Genomic DNA, 18,616 nt, shown 5'->3' on the forward strand with positions numbered 1-18,616 from the left:
ACTTATGCCTCCTTCCTCTTTAATTTATTTATAAAGTTTTTTGATAATATGACAAACTTTGTACTCAATAATCCTAATGCTGTTCCGATTATATTTAAATGTGGTACTTTAGCTGAAGCAATTAGAACAACTGCCATTATAAATAACCTAATGGTATATTGTGCTGATGCATACGCTTGTGCTTTTCCAGCAGGAAATGTCACTGATTTTTCCAGTGATATTGCCAATAATCTAAAATTTAACATAGCTATTATAGAGCCAAATATAAGTCCCAATAATACAGGCTTACTTAATGTTGATGTTATCAACATTAGCACAATTAAAATTACATCAAATATTACTATACCCTTTGTTACTGACCTTACTTGGTTAAGTAATTTTATATCCAATATATCACTTCCTTCGTGTATATACTATTAGAGTTTTATAAACACCACTGAAAGCTCCTCCAACACCTAACAATAAAAATATTATTGTCAGAACTGGACTAGTATTTAATTTACTATCTAAAAATTTTCCTAAGAAAGTACATCCTAATATTGATATTACAATCATCAATCCTATTTGGCTTATTAAACTAAACAACTTTGCAATTTCCATATGTGTATTTCTTTTACTCATAAATAGTATCCCTCATTATTACAAAATAAATAACATTTAATTAATCTATATCATAAATTTATTTAATTATAAAATATATCTTACTACTAATCTGATTATTTTTCAAACACTTTCTTTTAACCATATAATTCTGCTGTCATATTTTATCATTTATTGTCATGTCATTCCTATTTACTAAAATTTTATGAGCTCTATTCCTGCTTCTTTTAACAATTCTGTAGACATGTCATCTGGATAATCGCCTTCATAAACAATTTTTAATATACCCGCATTTATGCACATTTTTGCACACAAAACACAAGGCCTTGTAGTAACATACAAAGTTGCTCCATCTACACTAATACCATTATGAGCAGCTTGTATTATGGCATTTTGTTCAGCATGTAATGCTCTACACAATTCATGTCTTTCTCCTGAAGGAATATTCAATTCCTGCCTTTTACATCCAATATTTTCACAGTGTTCAAGATTTCTTGGAGAGCCATTATATCCAGTTGTTAATATTTGTTTGTCCCTTACAATGACAGCACCTACTTGCCTTCTAATACAAGTTGAACGCTTTTTCACTACTTCTGCAATTTCCATGAAGTATTCATCCCATGATGGTCTCATAATTTACTTTTCTCCTCTTTGCTTATGTACTGGTCTTATATATTTATTAGATTTCAAGCTAAATAAATACTTATTTTTATATTATATACACATGTTAATTGAATGTCCAATAAAAAAAGAGCATTTTTACCATTTAAATTTTAAATACCCGTTATATGCTCTCTTTAATCTATTAAATTTATTATATCATCTTAACAAAATATTAATAGTCTTATCTAATATAATTTAATTTTTTGGATAGATTCCATTGTTTAATATGGCTTCTAAAACCCCTCCAGCTATGCATCTAGCTTTATCTGATATTGTGAAAGCATTCTTAACTTCTTCTTTTCTAGGGTCTATGTCTAGTATTTTTAAATTTTCACTTACCTTTGCTCCATCTTTTAATAATCCTCTAAGCACTCCAGGTATTGTTGCTCTAACTTCATGCTTTTTTTCATAATCACTAATATAACAAACTAAGTCTCCTTTTTCAACTATATCGCCTATCTTACATACATTTTCCATTATCCCAGTATGCTGTGAATGCATTACTCTTTCTTTAGCAAAACCTTTTATTGCACCTGGTATTCCTGTATTTTTTTCTGCTTTACCATTAGTTATTATTCTTCCTAGGTTATGACCTCTCATTGTTTCTATAACAATATCTACATCTTCCCCTGCACAAAACCCAGGACCTAAAGCTATTGTAAGTGGTGCCATATCTTTAGTTGTACCCAAGTTTTTCTTAGCTAATATCCCATCAACCAAAACAATAGGATTTATCTTAGATAGCATTTTTCCTTTTGGGTCTATAATTAATGCTACTTTATCTTGAGACAATGTCTCTTCTATTTCTTTTTCAGTATTACAAAGTATGCACTCTACCCCTTCAACAATTACCTTTTTTTCATAAACAGCTTCACAAAAAGAAATTTGTCTTCTTATAGCCAATGGTTCTTCTATTTCTAGAGCAATTACTTTAAAACCACTATTGTGTAATTTATGGATAACTGCTGTCGCTAAATCTCCTGCTCCTCTTACCACTATACAATTTTTCATATATTATCACTCCTAATAATATCATTCATATTCTATTTCTAATTTAATTAATACACATCAACTTAATTGTAAGCAACTAACATGCCATATTTAAAAACACTAATATTTTGTAGGTTCCTGTAAAATAGCCATTCTTTTTTAATTGGTAAAAACTTTTTATTCTCAATTCGAGAAATTTATCAATTCAAGAATTACTATTTTGAGAAAAAGACATAAAAAGGAACCTTCTTATATAAAATTATATATTATATAAGAAGGCCCCCAAGAAATATTTATTGTTATTTATTTTTATTTAGTTCCAAACAATCTATCTCCAGCATCACCAAGACCAGGAATTATATATCCATGTTCATTCAATTTTTCGTCAATTGATGCAACATATATATCAACATCATCATGATATTTTTGTACTTCTGCTATACCTTCTGGTGCAGCCACTAAATTAGCTAATTTTATACTTTTAGCTCCTTTAGATTTAAGTAAATCTATAGCTGCTACAGCAGACCCACCTGTTGCAAGCATAGGGTCAACTACTATTATATCTCTTTCTCCTATATCTTGAGGAAGTTTACAATAGTATTCAACTGGTTTTAATGTTTCTGGGTCTCTATATAATCCTACATGTCCAACTTTTGCTGCTGGCATTAAGCTCACTAATCCATCCACCATTCCAAGACCTGCTCTTAAAATTGGAATTATTGCCAACTTTTTACCTGCAACTACTTTAGACGATGTTTTTTGAATAGGAGTTTCTATTTCTACATCTTTTAATGGTATATCTTTTGTTATTTCGTATCCCATCAGCATCGCAATTTCAGTTAAAAGTTCTCTAAAATCCTTAGAACCAGTATTTTTATCTCTCATTAAAGTTAATTTATGTTGTATTAATGGATGATTTGTCTCTACCACTTTACTCATTTTGATAATTCCTCCTGATAAAACTGTAATTTTTATTATTTATTATGTTTTTCTTCTATTGATTTAATCATATTTACTCTTCTAGCATGTCTATCACCTTCAAAATCTGTGTTAATCCATGCTTCAACTATTTCAAGTGCTAGACCTTTTCCTAAAACTCTTTCACCTAATGACAGCATATTTGCATCATTATGTGCTTTTGACATTTTTGCAGAAAATACATCTGATACAACTGCACATCTTATTCCAGGAACCTTATTTGCAGCTAAAGATATTCCTATACCTGTACCACAACATAATATTCCATAATCTACTTCTTTATCTACAACTGCATTTGCAACTACTTCTCCATAAACAGGATAATCAACAGAATCCGTAGCATTATTAGTTCCATAATCTACACATTCTATCCCTTTACCTTCTAAATAGCTTATTATCTCTTTTTTTAAATTGTATCCTCCATGGTCACAACCTAATCCTATTTTCATTTGTTTATCCTCCATTTTATATTTTTTTTACTATTTCGTTGACAGAATATATTATTTCTTTCATAGTATCTTTATAAGTATCTAAATTTCCACCAAATGGATCAGATATATCTGACTCATTCTCATTTACAAACCCTTTAAAAGTATACACTTTTTCTTTGCATTTTGGAACTGCTTGTGCTAAAATTTCTTTATGAGATTTAGTCATAGTTAGTATTATATCCGAGTTATCAATTAATTCCTTAGTAATTACTTTACTTCTATGATTTGATAAGTCTATACCCAATTCTTTTAATACTTCTATAGAATGTTTAGAAGCATTCATACCATCTACTGTGGATATACCTGCTGATGATACACAATATTCTTCAATATTTCTTCCAGATTCTTCAATTGCCTTCTTTAATATAGCCTCAGCCATAGGGCTTCTACAGGTATTGCCTGTACACACAATAAGTATATTCATATTTTACAACTCCCTTTTAAGCCTTTATTACTTTGTATCCTGCTGACTTAAGTAGTCTATTCATAATTGCTTGTCCAACACCAGTCTTAGGAAACTCCTCTGAATATATGACATCAATACCCTTTTTATCCATTTCTATAAGAGCATCAAACAGGTTGCTTGCAACTTCTTCAAGAGTGCTTCCTAAATCTATTACTTCTCCATCATAAAACTCTCTATTTCTACTAATACACATTACGCCTGTTTTTAGGCCTTTCTCTTTATTAGATTTTATCATATCATTAATCTTTGTTGCTACATTTTCTCTTTTTCCAGATATAATATATACATCTGCATTTGGAGAATAGTGTTTATACTTCATTCCAGGAGCCTTAGCTTTTTGATTATCTTCTTTTTTACTTAATGATGGGTCAAGTTTTACTTCGCCAAGAAGTTCTTCCAAAACTTCTTTAGTTATGCTTCCTGGTCTCAATATCATTGGAGTTTCTTCTGTTAAATCTAACACAGTTGATTCCAATCCAAAGTTACTATCTCCTCCCAAAACTATTCCATCTACTCTTCCATTCATTTCTTCATACACATGTTTTGCTTTTGTTGGAGATGGTCTCCCAGATATATTTGCAGAAGGCGCTGCAATAGGTACACCAGCTTCTTTTATTATTGCCCTGGCAATAACATTAGAAGGCATTCTTATTGCAACTGTATCAAGCCCCCCACTAGTTCTATATGGAATTATATCTTTCTTATTTAATATTATTGTTATAGGTCCTGGCCAAAGCTTTTCTATAACAAGTTTAGCTTTATCACTTACATCTTTAGCTAAATCATACACTTCTTCTTTTTCATATATGTGCACTATTAATGGATTATCACTAGGTCTTCCTTTAGCTTCATAAATCTTCTTTACCGCATTTTCATCTAACGCATTTGCACCTAGCCCATATACTGTCTCAGTTGGAAAGATAACTGTTTTACCTTCTCTAAGAAGTTTTGCTTGTATTTTTATTTCCTCATAATCAATATTATTTATATCAATACTACTTATAATAGTTTTCATCTTTTGTATGCCTGCTTTCATTTTAATTTTATATATAGTTTACAATTATTGTACCTACCAAAAAACCAATTATACAATACACACTTTTTGAATGCGGAAAAATTTCTTCCAATACAACATACATCATTGTACCACCTGCTGTAGCAAGAAATACACCTATAAGAGACGTAAATGCCCCTCCAAAATAAACACCTAGAAAACTTCCTAGACCCATAGGTAGTCCAGCTATCAAAGTAAATAAAATGACCTTACCTAATTTCATTTTATTGCAAACTAAACCCAATGCCATAGCTAATCCCTCTGGTATATTGTGTAGACCTATAACTATAGCAAGAGTTATGCCTAAGCTTTCCGTTGACATGAAAGAAGAACCTATAGCTAATCCCTCTGGTAAATTATGTAGTAATATACTTATGAATATAAGATACCCAGATGCCATACTTCCAGATACATCTAATTTTGTTTTTATGTACATAGTTATGAGAGCGCCAACAAATGTAAATATAACTGTATTGATTATTCCCATTTTGTCCATTGATTCTTTCATCAAATCAAATACCACTACAGCTAACATTATTCCGCCAGATAATCCCATAAAGAAATTTAGATATTTATCAACTTCTTTTTTAAAAATAGCTGATATTACTCCTCCTAATCCTGTCCCTATAACACCTGCCAAAAGCCCAATCATTGTTACTTTTAGTATCATATAACCCTCCTATACTTGTATATAACAATTATATACAGTAGAATATGATAACATGACCTAAAATGCAAAATAGCTGTTTCAAAATAGAAAATAATTTCTAGAAAGAAACAGCCCCTTTAAAGCATTACTTATATTGCAGTCATTTTCTCTGTTTGGTCAACAGTAATTAAAGCATCTATCATTTCATCTATATCTCCATCTAAGAATGCATCTAGCTTATATAAAGTTAAATTTATTCTATGGTCACTTATTCTACCTTGAGGGAAATTATATGTTCTTATTCTTTCTGATCTGTCTCCTGTTCCAACCTGGCTCTTTCTTTCTGCTGCTATATCTTTGTGTTGTTCTGCCAATGCTTTATCGTAAAGTCTAGCTTTTAATATTTTTAAAGCTTGCTCTTTATTTTTTAATTGTGATTTTCCATCCTGACAAGATACTACTTCACCTGTAGGTATATGTGTTACCCTAACTGCAGAGTCAGTAGTGTTTACACTTTGCCCTCCATTACCTGAAGAACGGAAAACATCTATTCTTAAATCATTTGGATTTATTTCAACTTCTACATCTTCAACTTCTGGTAATACTGCAACAGTAGAAGTTGATGTGTGTATTCTTCCACCAGATTCAGTTGATGGTATTCTTTGAACTCTATGAACTCCAGACTCATACTTTAATCTTGAGTATGCTCCTTTACCTTTTATCATAAAAGATACTTCTTTATATCCACCGACTCCAGTATCACTTGCACTTAATAATTCTATTTTCCATCTTCTTCTCTCAGCATATCTTGAATACATTCTAAATAAATCGCCTGCAAATAGAGCTGCTTCATCTCCTCCAGCTCCACCTCTAATTTCAACTATAACGTTCTTGTCATCATTAGGGTCTTTAGGTAATAATAATATTTTTATTTCGTCCTCTAGAGGTTCTACTTTTTCTTCCATCTCAGCTAACTCCATTTTAGCTAATTCCCTTAATTCTTCATCTGACTCTTCTTGTAAAATATCTTTTGATTCTTTTATACTATCTAAAACATTTTTATACTCTCTGTATTTCATAACTATAGGCTCTAAGTCAGCATGTTCTTTTATATACTTTTGCCAAACTTTTTGATCATTTATTATATCAGGGTCACCTATTTTTTCACTTAAGTCTTTATATGTATCTTCCAATACCTCTAATTTTTTTAACATACTTTCACCTCGATTAAATGTAACATATCAATTGTTGATTATATCATATATTGTAACCTATAACAACTCTATCAATGCCTTGAATATCCTTCTTTGTATATATTTTTTTATATCCATTACTTTTCATGATATTAATAACATCCTCAGCTTGATTATGACCAACTTCATATGCTAATATTCCACATCTACTTAGATATTTCTTACCTTGCTCTGTTATTTTTCTATAAAAATCTAATCCATCTTCTCCACCTTCAAGAGCATTATATGGCTCATAATCTTTTACTTGTGTATGCAAAGTTTCTATATCTTGTTTTTTAATATATGGTGGATTTGAAACTATGATGTCAAATTTTATATTGCTATCACTTATTGCTGTAAATAAGTCGGAATTAATGAACTCTGTCTTTTCATCAACTCCATTTATGATAGAATTTTTTTTAGCTATTTCTAAAGCTATTTCTGATACATCAAAAGACATGACTTTAGAATTTTCAATGTACTTTGCTAAACTAACTGTAATAGCACCAGAACCAGTACCTATGTCTAATATGCTTATATCTTTTTTTTCTTTACATATTTCAATTATTTCTTCTACTAAAGTTTCTGTATCTGGTCTTGGAATTAATACACCTTCCTTAACAAAGAAATCTAATCCCATAAATTCTCTATTTTCAACTATATAGGCTATTGGTCTTCCATTTAATCTTTCTTGCGCAAAACCTATAAATTTTGTTTCTTGTTCTTCAGCTAACTCTTTATTTAGATTTAAGTGAATATACAGCCTGTCAACATCACCTAAAGCTTTTTGCAATAATAACTCTGTATCTAATCTTGGAGTATCGCTTATATCTTTAAATGTATCTGAATATTTAATAATTATATCTCTTATCGTCATAATAAATATCCTTTTCTTTAATCTACTACTGCCTTTAATGCTTCTAAGGCTACCTCTAGCTGCTCATCATCAGGCTCTTTTGTTGTAAAATATTGCAACATCATCCCTGGGTATGCAACAATTTTAGTGAATCTATTATCATATTTTCCAAGAATCCTGATTACCTCATAAGATAAACCTGCTACTATTGGCACACATATGATTCTCATAAATATTCTAAGAATTGGATTTGGCCAACCAAAAAATGCAAATAATATTATTGATACAGCCATAACTATAAATAAAAAATTTGTACCACATCTAGGATGTAACCTTTTAAATTTTCTAGCGTTTTCTACTGTAAGTTCTAAATCATTTTCATAGCAATATATAGATTTATGTTCTGCACCATGATATTGAAATACTCTTTCTATATCCTTGCTTCGTGAGATTAGTACTATATATGCAAATAATATAACTATTCTTATAATACCTTCTATTAAATTGAGCATAAAGTCATTAGGCATTACTTTAGAAAAAGCTCCTCCTACTAATGTAGGTATGAAAATAAATAATCCAGCAGAAAGTAGCATTGCTATGACCAATGAAAATATTATAATGATATCATTCGCTTTATCTTTAAAAATTTTCTTTATAAATAAATCAAATTTATCTTCTTCGGCTTCTTCCATAAAAAATTCTGAAGAAAAATTCAAACTTTTTATACCTTGAATCATTGTATCTATCATAACAAAAGAACCTCTAACAAAAGGTATCTTATCTATATTCTTATCTCTTACCCAACTTTTTATTCTATCTTCTTTTAGTGCTATTTCTCCGTCACTTTTTCTAACAGCTACTGCTCTTTTGTCTTTTGACTGCATCATTACACCTTCAATAACAGCTTGCCCACCTACAGCTTGTTTTGCCATCCACTCACCTCATTTTATTGTATTTAGAATACTCAATTTTACATATTTATTATTATAATACAAAAAGACAATTTAAAGTAGAATATGAATGTTTTTTTGTAATAAAATAGGAGTTGGCTTCCTCCAACTCCATTTTTATAAAAATTAATCCATTTTGAATCTTTTTTTGAATTTGTCGATTCTTCCACCTTTTTCTATGTTCTTTTGTTTTCCTGTATAGAATGGATGGCACTCTGAACATATTTCAACTTTTATTTCGTCCTTAGTTGAACCAGCAGCAAATGTGTTCCCACAAGCACAACGCACTTCAACTGGATTGTATTTTGGTTGTATTTCCTTTTGCATTATAGTCACCTCTTCTCTTTATTTAAAAAAATTAATTATATTAACTTTCTTTTTACATTATCAACTACATTATTATAGCACAACTTATTGTGCCATTCAAGTGATTTTTCCATTACTTTATATAATCTATATTTACATTTATATTACTAACTTTACAAATTCTTTATTGATTTTACAAACTCTTTATTGTCTTTAGTTCTTTTGATAAGCTCAATAACTTTATCTGTAATTTCCATTACTGAATTATTACTCATTTCTCTTCTTAATCTCCAAAGAGCTGTCTTTTCTTCATCATCAAGCAATAAGTCATCTCTTCTTGTCCCAGATTTGTAAATATCTATTGCAGGGAATATTCTTTTTTCAGCTAATTTTCTATCTAAATGCAATTCCATATTTCCTGTACCTTTAAATTCCTCAAATATTACATCGTCCATCCTAGAACCAGTTTCGACTAATGCTGTTCCTAGTATTGTCAAAGAACCACCTTGTCTAATGTTTCTAGCTGCTCCAAAGAACTTTTTAGGTCCATGAAGTGCACCAGGGTCAATACCTCCAGACAAAGTTCTACCTGTAGGAGATATTGTAAGGTTATATGCTCTTGCTAATCTAGTTATACTATCTAGCAAGATTACCACATCTTTCCCATGTTCAACTAATCTTTGAGCTCTATTTAGTACCATCTCTGCAACTTTAACATGATGGCTTGATACTTGGTCAAAGGTAGAGTATATAACATCTCCTTCAATGGATTCTTTCATGTCAGTAACTTCTTCTGGTCTTTCATCTATAAGAAGTACTATAAGTTCAACATTTGGATGATTTTTAGCTATGCTATTTGCAACACTTTTTAAAAGAACTGTTTTCCCAGCTTTTGGAGGTGCTACTATTAATCCCCTTTGCCCTTTTCCTATCGGAGAAATTAAATCTATAATTCTTGTAGCTATTTCATTTCTATTAGTTTCCAGTGTAAGTCGCTCTTCTGGGAATATTGGTGTTAATGTCTCAAATGCATTTCTTTGTATAGCTGTATCAGGGTTTTCATCATTTATTTTTTGAACGTATAAAAGCGCTCTAAATTTCTCTCCACTTTTTGGATGTCTAGTTATCCCTTTAATTTTATCTCCTGTTTTCATATTAAATCTTCTTATTTGAGATGGCGAAACGTAAACATCTCCTTCAGTAGATAAATAATTTGAACCTCTTAAAAAACCAAATCCATCTGGCAAAATTTCAAGTACACCTACTACCTCATCTTCCTTTGATGTGTTAAATTCATCAACTATCTTAGATTCATCGACTTGTTTAGGCATATAATAGTTTTTATTATTATTTCTGACCATTCTATTAGATATATTTGATGCCTTATTACAATCATTTACATTTGTTGTCTTATTATAATCATTTCTTGGGTTTCTGTTTTCTTGGTTTTGGGAAATATTTTGAGTATCTATTTCTTTCTTGTTGTATGATTTGGTAGGGCTCTTATGTTCAACTTCTTTTTCTATACTCTCACGCTCTATATTTTCTTTTCTATTTTTTATGTCTTCTTTAATCTCTTCATTTTTTTCTTTAATCTCTTCGCTTACTTTTTCTTCATTTTTACTTTTAGAATTTATAATCTCAATTAACTCATTTTTCTTATATGTAGTAATTGATTTTATTTTTAATTCTTTAGCTATCTCTCGTAGCTCAACTAAGGTTTTACTTCCTAATCCTTCTAATACTTTATCATCTAAAATCAAAAAAATCCTCCTCATCTATATATTCATTTATATACATACTTATTTTGGAAATTGAAGGCATGAAAAAGAAAAGTTTTATTTAAACAGTTAAGTCTAATAATATCACTATTTATACATTATGGTCAATAAATAAAATTTAAAACACTATCATCTATTATATTATTGTATTTCAAGTCCAATCTTAGCATATTTTTATAAATTTATCACTATATTTATATCTTATAATAATATTTTCCTTTAAAATATGCAACTATTATAAAATTTTTTTTTTACATTTATAAATTCTAAAAACCATATATAACTAAAATGTTGTAAGTTTTTAACTACATTAAGTTATATATGGTTTTTATATTTATGTATGTCCATTGTAGTTATTTATCCTATTACATGGTTGCAAGCATACTTAAAACAGCTGTTATGCTTGTTAAGACAAGAATCCCTACAATTCCAACAGCTATTATTCTATTAATTTTTTTCTGACTTGATTTTGCCACAGTACATCACCTTTCACTAATTATTTTTGAATTTCAAGTTCTTTAATGTTGCAGACCTCAGATGAATCAAATTCTTCATCTGTACTATTGTATAACACATTTTTATCTTTATCAAATTCGTCACATACATGTTTTAAATACTGGATAAAATCTTTCTTAAGGTCTTCTTTTTTTAGAGCAAAATCAACAGTAGCTTCTAAAAATCCTAATTTATCACCAACATCGTATCTCTTTCCTTCAAAATTGTATGCATACATAGCTTCTTTTTTAGACAATATTTTTAGAGCATCTGTTAGTTGTACTTCTCCACCTTTACCTGGTGGTAAATCCTTAAGAATATCAAATATTTCAGGAGTTATTATATATCTACCTAAGATAGCAATATTTGAAGGAGCTTTTCCTGGCTCTGGCTTTTCTACCATATCTTTTACCTTATAAACCCTACCTTCTATATTTTTTGCCTCTATTATACCATATTTATTAGTATCTTCTGGATTCACTTTTTGAACACCTAATATTGTAGTTCTATACTCTTCATATGCATCTGTTAATTGCTTTAAACAAGGAACATCATTATCTACAATATCATCACCTAACATTACTGCAAAAGGCTCATCACCTATAAAGTGTCTAGCACAATAAATTGCATCTCCCAATCCTTTTGGCTCTTTCTGTCTTATATAATGTATGTTAATCATGTTAGATATATTTTGGACTATCTCTAACAATTCCTTTTTGCCTTTTTTCTCCAAGTCAAGTTCCAATTCTACGGATTTATCAAAGTGGTCTTCAATAGATTTTTTATTTCTACCAGTTATTATTAGTATTTCCTCTATCCCTGAGGCCACAGCTTCTTCTATTATGTATTGTAGAGTTGGCTTATCAACTATTGGTAACATTTCTTTTGGTTGTGCCTTAGTAGCTGGCAAAAACCTAGTCCCTAAACCTGCTGCTGGTATTACAGCTTTCTTAACTTTAATTTGCATAGAATCATCTCCCACTAATTAATAAATAAAAAGCCCTATTTTGATAGGACTTTAAACTTTTAGTATATTTTATCATTAATTCGATATATTTACCATGTGGATTATAATAATCTTTTATAATAGCTTTTCAAGTTCTGCTACTAAGCTGTCAAATTTTTTAATTGTATTTTCTATAGGCTTTGTATTAGTTAAGTTTATTCCACTTGATTTTAACAAGTTTATTGGATAATCTGAGCTTCCTTTTTTAAGAAAATTTATATAGTTGTCTGAGCCATTTTTTAGTATGTCTTGGGCAAAACTTACTCCTGCACTACAACCTGTTGCATATTTATAGACATAGAAACTATTGTAAAAATGTGGGATTCTAGCCCATCCGACCTTAGATAATTGGTCTAATTCATAGCTTTGTCCATAATATTTTTTAAGAAGTTGTCCCCAAACATCATTTAATACTAATGCATTTACACTTTTTCCTTTTTCCACTAACTCATGTATAGTTTTTTCAAATTCAGCATACATAGTTTGTGTATAAAGAGTATCTTTTATTAAGTCTAGATATTGTGTTATATAATAAGCTTTTTCATCATTACCCTTAGCTTCTCTTATAAGCATCTCATAAAGTAATGCTTCATTAGTTGTAGATGCAACCTCATGAGTAAATATAGATGGATTTGAATTAAAATAATTTTGATTCTTGGAACTTAAATATTCATATACAGCATGACCAAGTTCATGAGATAAAGTTGAAACTGAACCTAATGAATTATTATAATTCAAAAGTATATACGGATGATTTTCATAAACAGATAAGCAATATCCACCACTTACTTTATTTTCATGAGAATAAACATCTATCCACTTTTCATTGAAAGCTTTATAGACTACATCATTATATTCTTTTCCTAAAGGTGATAATGCCGAATATACTATACTCTGTGCTTTTTCATAGTTAATATTATCATCAACAGCTTTAATTATTGGTACAAACATATCATATGAATGAACCTTATCTAATTTTAAGACTTTTTTTCTTAAATCTATATATTTGTGTAGACTGTCCATGTTCCCATTTACAGTTCTTATTAAATTATTGTATACTTTTTCATCTACATTATCAGACTCTAAAAACATTTCTAGAGAAGACTCATAACCTCTCTCTTGAGAATAAAAAATATTCTTTTTAACTTGACCAGTAATTAAACCTGCAATTGTATTTATATTATCATTGTAAGTTATAAGTTCATCTTGATAAGCTTTTTTTCTATTTTCTCTATCTGATGATTCTAGCTCACTAGCATATTGAGCTGGTGTCAAATTAGTTTTTCTATCCATATTTCTAAACAATTCATAAACTTGACTTGGAAGACTACTTATGGAAGACACTTTACTTAGTATATCTTCTGACTTATCATCCAAATAATGTACTTTATTTCTTCTTATATCTCTTAAATATGCACCATATTTTCTATTTATATTTTTATTTGAAATAATTTTCTTATAATCTTTGTTTGATAATTTTAATATCTCTAATTCTAAATCCGAACAAATCCCCATATAATTACCATAAGATTTACTTATAATATCATTCATATCTAGGTATTTATACGAATTTTTATTAGTATCTTGTTTTAATTTTACATAGGCAGATAGTCTATTTAATCTTATATCAAGTTTTTCCTTGATATTTAAGGCAAAAGACAAGTGTGTTGGTGATTTTGTTACTTTACCTATGTAATTTTTTAATTCTTTTGTATCTTTATCAAAACTTTTAAGTTCTTTTTTCCATTGGTCATCACTTTTAAACAAAGATTGTAGGTTCCAACACGTTTTTTCATAATCTATTTCTTGTTTTTTTTCAGCATCATCTTCAGTATCATTATTCATGACAGTAACTGCTCTATCATTATTTTTTTGATATCCTTGGTCAGCTTTTATACTTATTATTAACATGCAAAAAATAGAAATAAATAAAGGTATTATTGCTTTGCACAATTTTCTATTCATAAAAAGCCATCCTTTCAATAAATTTACTTAATAATAGGATGGCTTTTTTTAGATATATTATTCAATTATTCATACTATATAAATAAATATCGAATTAATAGTTATCCACATAATAATCAACATATTCACAGGCTTTGTTTTCCTAGAAATTTAGTTATTTCAACATGAATCTCTTTCGATAATAGCTTTTGTTTTTTCTTTTTTTACATTTTATTAACATTTATGGCATACTTATCAACAAATTTTGTTGATTTATATGTTTTTTTTGTTAATAACTATACTTTTTTCAAAAGTCTATTAACATATTATACACAAGTTATCCACATATTATACACATAATTTTATAAACCTTATTTTGTACATATCTTCGTAACTAAAACAGTCATATCATCTTCGATTTGTAACGCTTGTAACTCTAATGCTCTATCTAATATTAAATTTGAAATTTCTTTTGGATTTGTAGTCTCTATATTCTTTAAGAAGTATATTAACCAATTATCACCTAAATTGTTATTTCTTCCTGCATCTACAATTCCATCAGAAACCATTATAACATAGTCTCCTTCCTTAACTTTTACATTTTTTCTATCAATTTTTACATCAGATAATATACCCACAGGTAATGATGATGATGATATTAAGTCGACTTCTCCATCATCTCTTTTTATATAGGTAGAACACGCTCCCATCTTTATAGTTTCTAAACATCCTCGTTTTAAATCTAAAATTCCTAAATCTAAAGTTGAAAACATCTCCTCTGAAGACTTTAATAGCAACATATTATTTATAGTATCTATAACTATTTCGTCTTTAATTTTCGCATCTATCATTTTTTCTAATATATCAATAGTGGCGGAAGATTCTTCATATGCTTTTTTGCCTTTCCCCATACCATCACTTATAGCCATCATATATTTACCATCATTTATCTCCATATATGTGTAATTGTCTCCACAAAGAATATGCCCATCCCTAGACATAGCTGAAACTTCTGTAACAGCCTTATATTTTTGGGATTTAACAAATGTTGCCTTACATTTACCTCCTAAACAATGGCACCCTATTTTTCTAACAGACATATTTTCACCTACTAGGTCTGAAATTATATTTACAATTTTATCTTCACACATACATCCATCATGGCAAGTTTTCTTTTCTATTGATATTTCAAATTCACTGTTACTCTTTGTTAAGTAACTTACTTTATCAACAGTTATGTCATATCTCTCCAATTGCTCATATATATTTTTTTCCTTTTCTATATCCAGCATTATATCGCCCTCTAAATCTTGAGATAACGATTTAATTGATTTTGAGATACTTCTTATCTGATTTGCTATTAATTTTCTACTTTCTGAAAACTTCACACTCCAATCATAATCTAATACAAACATTTTGTAATAGTGATTTGATATTTTCACTATTGACTCTGGTTTCATACATTCCTTTCTAAAGTTTTTAGGTATATCGTTTAGGCTTAACTCCCCTTTCTCCTCAATTTTTTCAAGAATGTTATATATCATAGTGTATGTATGATTAAATCTTGATTCCCAGCACATTCTTCTCATACTACAACTTTTACATTCATCATTATGAATCATATCTATTACATTTGCTATATCTCTTTGGTCTAATACCTTATCTTTTTCTCTTATCTTATCAAATGTATCTGCAAGGTCATCGTAAGTTTTATAAATACTATTTAATCGACTATTAGTTAAGTTCTTACTTCTCATAATATAATCGTATACGATTTCATTTGAAGCTACATTACTTTTTATTAATTTTTCAATCTTATTAAATAACTTCTCTGGCAACACTATAACTATCAAACACCCCAATAATATATCTCTTAATTGCATCATATTAGAAGCAACACCAGAAGTATATAGGTATATTATTGTCCAACTTAGAATATATCCTAATATACAGAAATATTTATTTATTTTATTAAATGCACCACTTATTAATCCTGAAAAAGAATATATACCCATATAAATGGCTGATGTTATGTTATTTAGAATGGATGCTACTCCAATAATTACACCACTAGAAGCTCCCATCGTAGCTCCTCCTACTATTGAGGTCAGTAATATCAATACGGTGGATAAAATGGTCCTTATCGATATTCCAAACAAGGATATATCACCTATTCCCATTATGCTAAAGGTTAGCAGTAAACTTATTGATATAGCTTCTTCTGTCCGTACAGACATCCTATTATTGACGTTGGCCATTAGACCTATCCCATAAGAAAATACATATACAGATATAAACATTATTATTGCTTCTACACCTGCTATAAGAAGATTATACGTATACCTATCTGAGAAGAAAGCTTGTCCCATGGAAATTGGAAGTAATATCATTGCACTTATAAAGGCTACCTTTGCAATTGAATCTGATAATTTCAACTTTTTATTCACTGCCATAAATATTGTAAGGCACACAGCATATTTTGCTACATTTCCAAAATCATTAGATGATAACAATATTCCTAATAACGTTGATATGAATACAGGTATCTTGTATTTGTCAATCTTTGATGCACATATAAAAAATGCAATTCCTAAAGGAGCTACAGAGTCTACTATAATAGACCTACTAAGTAAAAATCCCATTACGGCGAATGCCACCGTAGTAAAATCAATATATCCGCTTATTAATTTTATGACATTTGGTTTTACAGTCTTACTTTCCACAACTGCTACACTTCTTTGCATAAAAAAACCTCCTCATTTGTTTATATTAAGAATTGTAACAAAGAGGAGTAATTTTTTTTGTCATAATCGGTTTTAAAAATCAAAAAATATTAATACATTTTTTTTGACTTTTGACATATTAAGCCTTCCAAATTATCGTATTCACTTACGGTTATTTCTTCTATTTCTAATTTTTCCATTATTATATTCAATATTTTTACACCAGCAGTTATAATATCTGCACGTTTTTCTTGTAGCCCTTTTAAGTTCTTTTTATCACTTAATGTCATGTTTATTAATTTTTGTAGAATTTCTTCTATTTCTTTTTTGTGTATTTTACTATTATGTATTTTTTCCATAGAGTAGACTTCTAATTCTTGATTCATTGCTGATAATGATGTAATCGTCCCACCTATACCTATAAGATTTTTTAATCCTCTTTCTTTTATGTAATTTAAAGTTTCATAAAGCTCGTTATATATAAATGTACTCATACTTTCAAACTCTTCTTTTTCAATAATATCATGCTTTAAAAATCTCTCTGTCATTCTAAGAGCTCCTACATTTTCGCTTTTATTAAATTTAATTCCATCTGAGTCACCTATAATAAATTCTGTAGAACCCCCTCCAATATCTATAACAATAATATCATCATTACCTTGTATTCCTTCTAAGACACCCTTAAATCCTAAATTTGATTCTTCTATTCCTGTAACCACATCAACATTTATTCCAGTTTTTTCTTTTGCGAGTTTAACAAAATAATCTCCATTTTTACTATCTCTAAGGGCAGATGTCCCCATACAGTATACCTTCTCACACTTCTCATCATTACACTTATCAGAGAATTCTTTTAATGCATCTATGTTTCTTTTAATAGCATCTTCCTTTATATATCCTTCATTATCTACACCATGACCAATTCTAGTTGTATTAACAAATTTTTTTCTATTTGTGAGATTTCCATCTCTATAATCTGCTATTAATAATCTCATTGAGTTTGTCCCAATGTCTATAGCTCCTACTTTCACTATAAAATACCTCCTCAATAAAAATAAAAAGCCATTCTTAAACTGAATGACTTTTTTATTAAATCTTAAATTTTAAAATCAATACATCTGTAAACCTATTAGCAAGTTTTAGTCAACGGTTTATATCAACATAAACGGTTTCATTGGGTTTTACCATATTTAATCTTTTTCTTGCTATTTCTTCTAAGTCTCCTTCATATGATTTTTCATCTTTCTTTAAGCTGTTTATTTGTACTTCAGTCTTTTTTAATTGTTTATTTAGACTTGCTATTTCTTTTTTATACTCTTTGGCTTTTGTGTACTCAAATACAAACCCTGTCATCATACTAAAAAGCGATATTCCTAAAAATAAACTGATAACAATAATTTGTCCTGAAAATTTTTTTCTTAAGTTCATTTTC

General features: G+C 29.1%; 19 protein-coding genes. All 19 read right to left on the reverse strand.

The features are described 5' to 3' along the window. Nucleotides 1-2 precede the first annotated feature (2 nt). The gene (locus tag ACTG47_RS18405) at nucleotides 3-389 is read right to left on the reverse strand and encodes an ATP synthase subunit I (RefSeq protein ID WP_169468855.1); all 387 of its coding nucleotides are present in this window, start codon (nucleotides 387-389) and stop codon (nucleotides 3-5) included. Nucleotides 390-393: 4 nt separating this feature from the next. Beyond that, nucleotides 394-621 carry an AtpZ/AtpI family protein gene (locus ACTG47_RS18410; protein ID WP_021386436.1) on the reverse strand — a complete coding sequence of 76 codons (228 nt, stop codon included), beginning with the start codon at nucleotides 619-621 and terminating at the stop codon, nucleotides 394-396. A 174-nt stretch (nucleotides 622-795) separates the two neighbouring features. After that, nucleotides 796-1,233 carry a deoxycytidylate deaminase gene (locus ACTG47_RS18415; RefSeq protein ID WP_003421374.1) on the reverse strand — a complete coding sequence of 146 codons (438 nt, stop codon included), beginning with the start codon at nucleotides 1,231-1,233 and terminating at the stop codon, nucleotides 796-798. Between the two features lie 225 nt (nucleotides 1,234-1,458). Further along, complete coding sequence (yqeB, locus tag ACTG47_RS18420; RefSeq protein WP_479925628.1) at nucleotides 1,459-2,274, reverse strand: selenium-dependent molybdenum cofactor biosynthesis protein YqeB; 816 nt, start codon at nucleotides 2,272-2,274, stop codon at nucleotides 1,459-1,461. 288 nt (nucleotides 2,275-2,562) lie between these two features. Beyond that, on the reverse strand, nucleotides 2,563-3,192 hold the full coding sequence (upp, locus tag ACTG47_RS18425) for a uracil phosphoribosyltransferase (RefSeq protein ID WP_054271918.1): 630 nt from the start codon (nucleotides 3,190-3,192) through the stop codon (nucleotides 2,563-2,565). A 35-nt stretch (nucleotides 3,193-3,227) separates the two neighbouring features. After that, complete coding sequence (gene rpiB, locus ACTG47_RS18430; RefSeq protein WP_054271919.1) at nucleotides 3,228-3,680, reverse strand: ribose 5-phosphate isomerase B; 453 nt, start codon at nucleotides 3,678-3,680, stop codon at nucleotides 3,228-3,230. Nucleotides 3,681-3,696: 16 nt separating this feature from the next. Further along, on the reverse strand, nucleotides 3,697-4,146 hold the full coding sequence (locus tag ACTG47_RS18435) for a low molecular weight protein arginine phosphatase (RefSeq protein WP_479925629.1): 450 nt from the start codon (nucleotides 4,144-4,146) through the stop codon (nucleotides 3,697-3,699). Nucleotides 4,147-4,162: 16 nt separating this feature from the next. Further along, nucleotides 4,163-5,203 carry an L-threonylcarbamoyladenylate synthase gene (locus tag ACTG47_RS18440; protein ID WP_054271921.1) on the reverse strand — a complete coding sequence of 347 codons (1,041 nt, stop codon included), beginning with the start codon at nucleotides 5,201-5,203 and terminating at the stop codon, nucleotides 4,163-4,165. Nucleotides 5,204-5,231: 28 nt separating this feature from the next. Continuing rightward, entirely contained in the window at nucleotides 5,232-5,912 is a 681-nt protein-coding gene (locus ACTG47_RS18445; protein WP_479925630.1) for a ZIP family metal transporter, read from the reverse strand. 128 nt (nucleotides 5,913-6,040) lie between these two features. Continuing rightward, a complete protein-coding gene (gene prfA / locus ACTG47_RS18450; RefSeq protein WP_169468847.1) occupies nucleotides 6,041-7,105 on the reverse strand; it encodes a peptide chain release factor 1 in 1,065 nt (354 codons plus the stop codon). A 43-nt stretch (nucleotides 7,106-7,148) separates the two neighbouring features. Beyond that, nucleotides 7,149-8,000 carry a peptide chain release factor N(5)-glutamine methyltransferase gene (prmC, locus tag ACTG47_RS18455; protein ID WP_479925631.1) on the reverse strand — a complete coding sequence of 284 codons (852 nt, stop codon included), beginning with the start codon at nucleotides 7,998-8,000 and terminating at the stop codon, nucleotides 7,149-7,151. A 17-nt stretch (nucleotides 8,001-8,017) separates the two neighbouring features. Beyond that, the gene (locus ACTG47_RS18460; RefSeq protein WP_479925632.1) at nucleotides 8,018-8,911 is read right to left on the reverse strand and encodes a DUF1385 domain-containing protein; all 894 of its coding nucleotides are present in this window, start codon (nucleotides 8,909-8,911) and stop codon (nucleotides 8,018-8,020) included. Nucleotides 8,912-9,055: 144 nt separating this feature from the next. Then, nucleotides 9,056-9,256: a 50S ribosomal protein L31 gene (gene rpmE, locus ACTG47_RS18465; protein ID WP_021386394.1), complete on the reverse strand. Its 201-nt coding sequence runs from the start codon at nucleotides 9,254-9,256 to the stop codon at nucleotides 9,056-9,058. A gap of 152 nt (nucleotides 9,257-9,408) precedes the next feature. Next, nucleotides 9,409-11,013, reverse strand: coding sequence for a transcription termination factor Rho (gene rho, locus ACTG47_RS18470; protein WP_479925633.1), 1,605 nt, complete (start codon nucleotides 11,011-11,013; stop codon nucleotides 9,409-9,411). Between the two features lie 499 nt (nucleotides 11,014-11,512). Beyond that, nucleotides 11,513-12,478, reverse strand: coding sequence for a UTP--glucose-1-phosphate uridylyltransferase GalU (galU, locus tag ACTG47_RS18475; protein ID WP_479925634.1), 966 nt, complete (start codon nucleotides 12,476-12,478; stop codon nucleotides 11,513-11,515). Nucleotides 12,479-12,592: 114 nt separating this feature from the next. Then, nucleotides 12,593-14,482: an oligoendopeptidase F gene (gene pepF, locus ACTG47_RS18480; RefSeq protein WP_479925635.1), complete on the reverse strand. Its 1,890-nt coding sequence runs from the start codon at nucleotides 14,480-14,482 to the stop codon at nucleotides 12,593-12,595. Between the two features lie 350 nt (nucleotides 14,483-14,832). Continuing rightward, nucleotides 14,833-17,205 carry a stage II sporulation protein E gene (spoIIE, locus tag ACTG47_RS18485; protein ID WP_169468839.1) on the reverse strand — a complete coding sequence of 791 codons (2,373 nt, stop codon included), beginning with the start codon at nucleotides 17,203-17,205 and terminating at the stop codon, nucleotides 14,833-14,835. Nucleotides 17,206-17,294: 89 nt separating this feature from the next. After that, entirely contained in the window at nucleotides 17,295-18,215 is a 921-nt protein-coding gene (locus tag ACTG47_RS18490; RefSeq protein WP_479925636.1) for a Ppx/GppA phosphatase family protein, read from the reverse strand. A gap of 112 nt (nucleotides 18,216-18,327) precedes the next feature. Then, on the reverse strand, nucleotides 18,328-18,612 hold the full coding sequence (locus tag ACTG47_RS18495) for a septum formation initiator family protein (RefSeq protein ID WP_169468836.1): 285 nt from the start codon (nucleotides 18,610-18,612) through the stop codon (nucleotides 18,328-18,330). Between the last annotated feature and the right edge of the window lie 4 nt (nucleotides 18,613-18,616).

The sequence above is a fragment of the Clostridioides sp. LIBA-6622 genome, assembly GCF_056716095.1.

What these genes read in the sequence shown, in the direction of transcription:
- rho (WP_479925633.1), bottom strand. Translation starts at nt 11,013, where the DNA reads ATGAGGAGGATTTTTTTGATTTTAGATGATAAAGTATTAGAAGGATTA.
- upp (WP_054271918.1), bottom strand. Translation starts at nt 3,192, where the DNA reads ATGAGTAAAGTGGTAGAGACAAATCATCCATTAATACAACATAAATTA.
- prfA (WP_169468847.1), bottom strand. Translation starts at nt 7,105, where the DNA reads ATGTTAAAAAAATTAGAGGTATTGGAAGATACATATAAAGACTTAAGT.
- ACTG47_RS18495 (WP_169468836.1), bottom strand. Translation starts at nt 18,612, where the DNA reads ATGAACTTAAGAAAAAAATTTTCAGGACAAATTATTGTTATCAGTTTA.
- rpmE (WP_021386394.1), bottom strand. Translation starts at nt 9,256, where the DNA reads ATGCAAAAGGAAATACAACCAAAATACAATCCAGTTGAAGTGCGTTGT.
- yqeB (WP_479925628.1), bottom strand. Translation starts at nt 2,274, where the DNA reads ATGAAAAATTGTATAGTGGTAAGAGGAGCAGGAGATTTAGCGACAGCA.
- ACTG47_RS18460 (WP_479925632.1), bottom strand. Translation starts at nt 8,911, where the DNA reads ATGGCAAAACAAGCTGTAGGTGGGCAAGCTGTTATTGAAGGTGTAATG.
- rpiB (WP_054271919.1), bottom strand. Translation starts at nt 3,680, where the DNA reads ATGAAAATAGGATTAGGTTGTGACCATGGAGGATACAATTTAAAAAAA.
- ACTG47_RS18415 (WP_003421374.1), bottom strand. Translation starts at nt 1,233, where the DNA reads ATGAGACCATCATGGGATGAATACTTCATGGAAATTGCAGAAGTAGTG.
- prmC (WP_479925631.1), bottom strand. Translation starts at nt 8,000, where the DNA reads ATGACGATAAGAGATATAATTATTAAATATTCAGATACATTTAAAGAT.
- ACTG47_RS18445 (WP_479925630.1), bottom strand. Translation starts at nt 5,912, where the DNA reads ATGATACTAAAAGTAACAATGATTGGGCTTTTGGCAGGTGTTATAGGG.
- galU (WP_479925634.1), bottom strand. Translation starts at nt 12,478, where the DNA reads ATGCAAATTAAAGTTAAGAAAGCTGTAATACCAGCAGCAGGTTTAGGG.
- ACTG47_RS18440 (WP_054271921.1), bottom strand. Translation starts at nt 5,203, where the DNA reads ATGAAAACTATTATAAGTAGTATTGATATAAATAATATTGATTATGAG.
- ACTG47_RS18435 (WP_479925629.1), bottom strand. Translation starts at nt 4,146, where the DNA reads ATGAATATACTTATTGTGTGTACAGGCAATACCTGTAGAAGCCCTATG.
- pepF (WP_479925635.1), bottom strand. Translation starts at nt 14,482, where the DNA reads ATGAATAGAAAATTGTGCAAAGCAATAATACCTTTATTTATTTCTATT.
- ACTG47_RS18410 (WP_021386436.1), bottom strand. Translation starts at nt 621, where the DNA reads ATGAGTAAAAGAAATACACATATGGAAATTGCAAAGTTGTTTAGTTTA.
- spoIIE (WP_169468839.1), bottom strand. Translation starts at nt 17,205, where the DNA reads ATGCAAAGAAGTGTAGCAGTTGTGGAAAGTAAGACTGTAAAACCAAAT.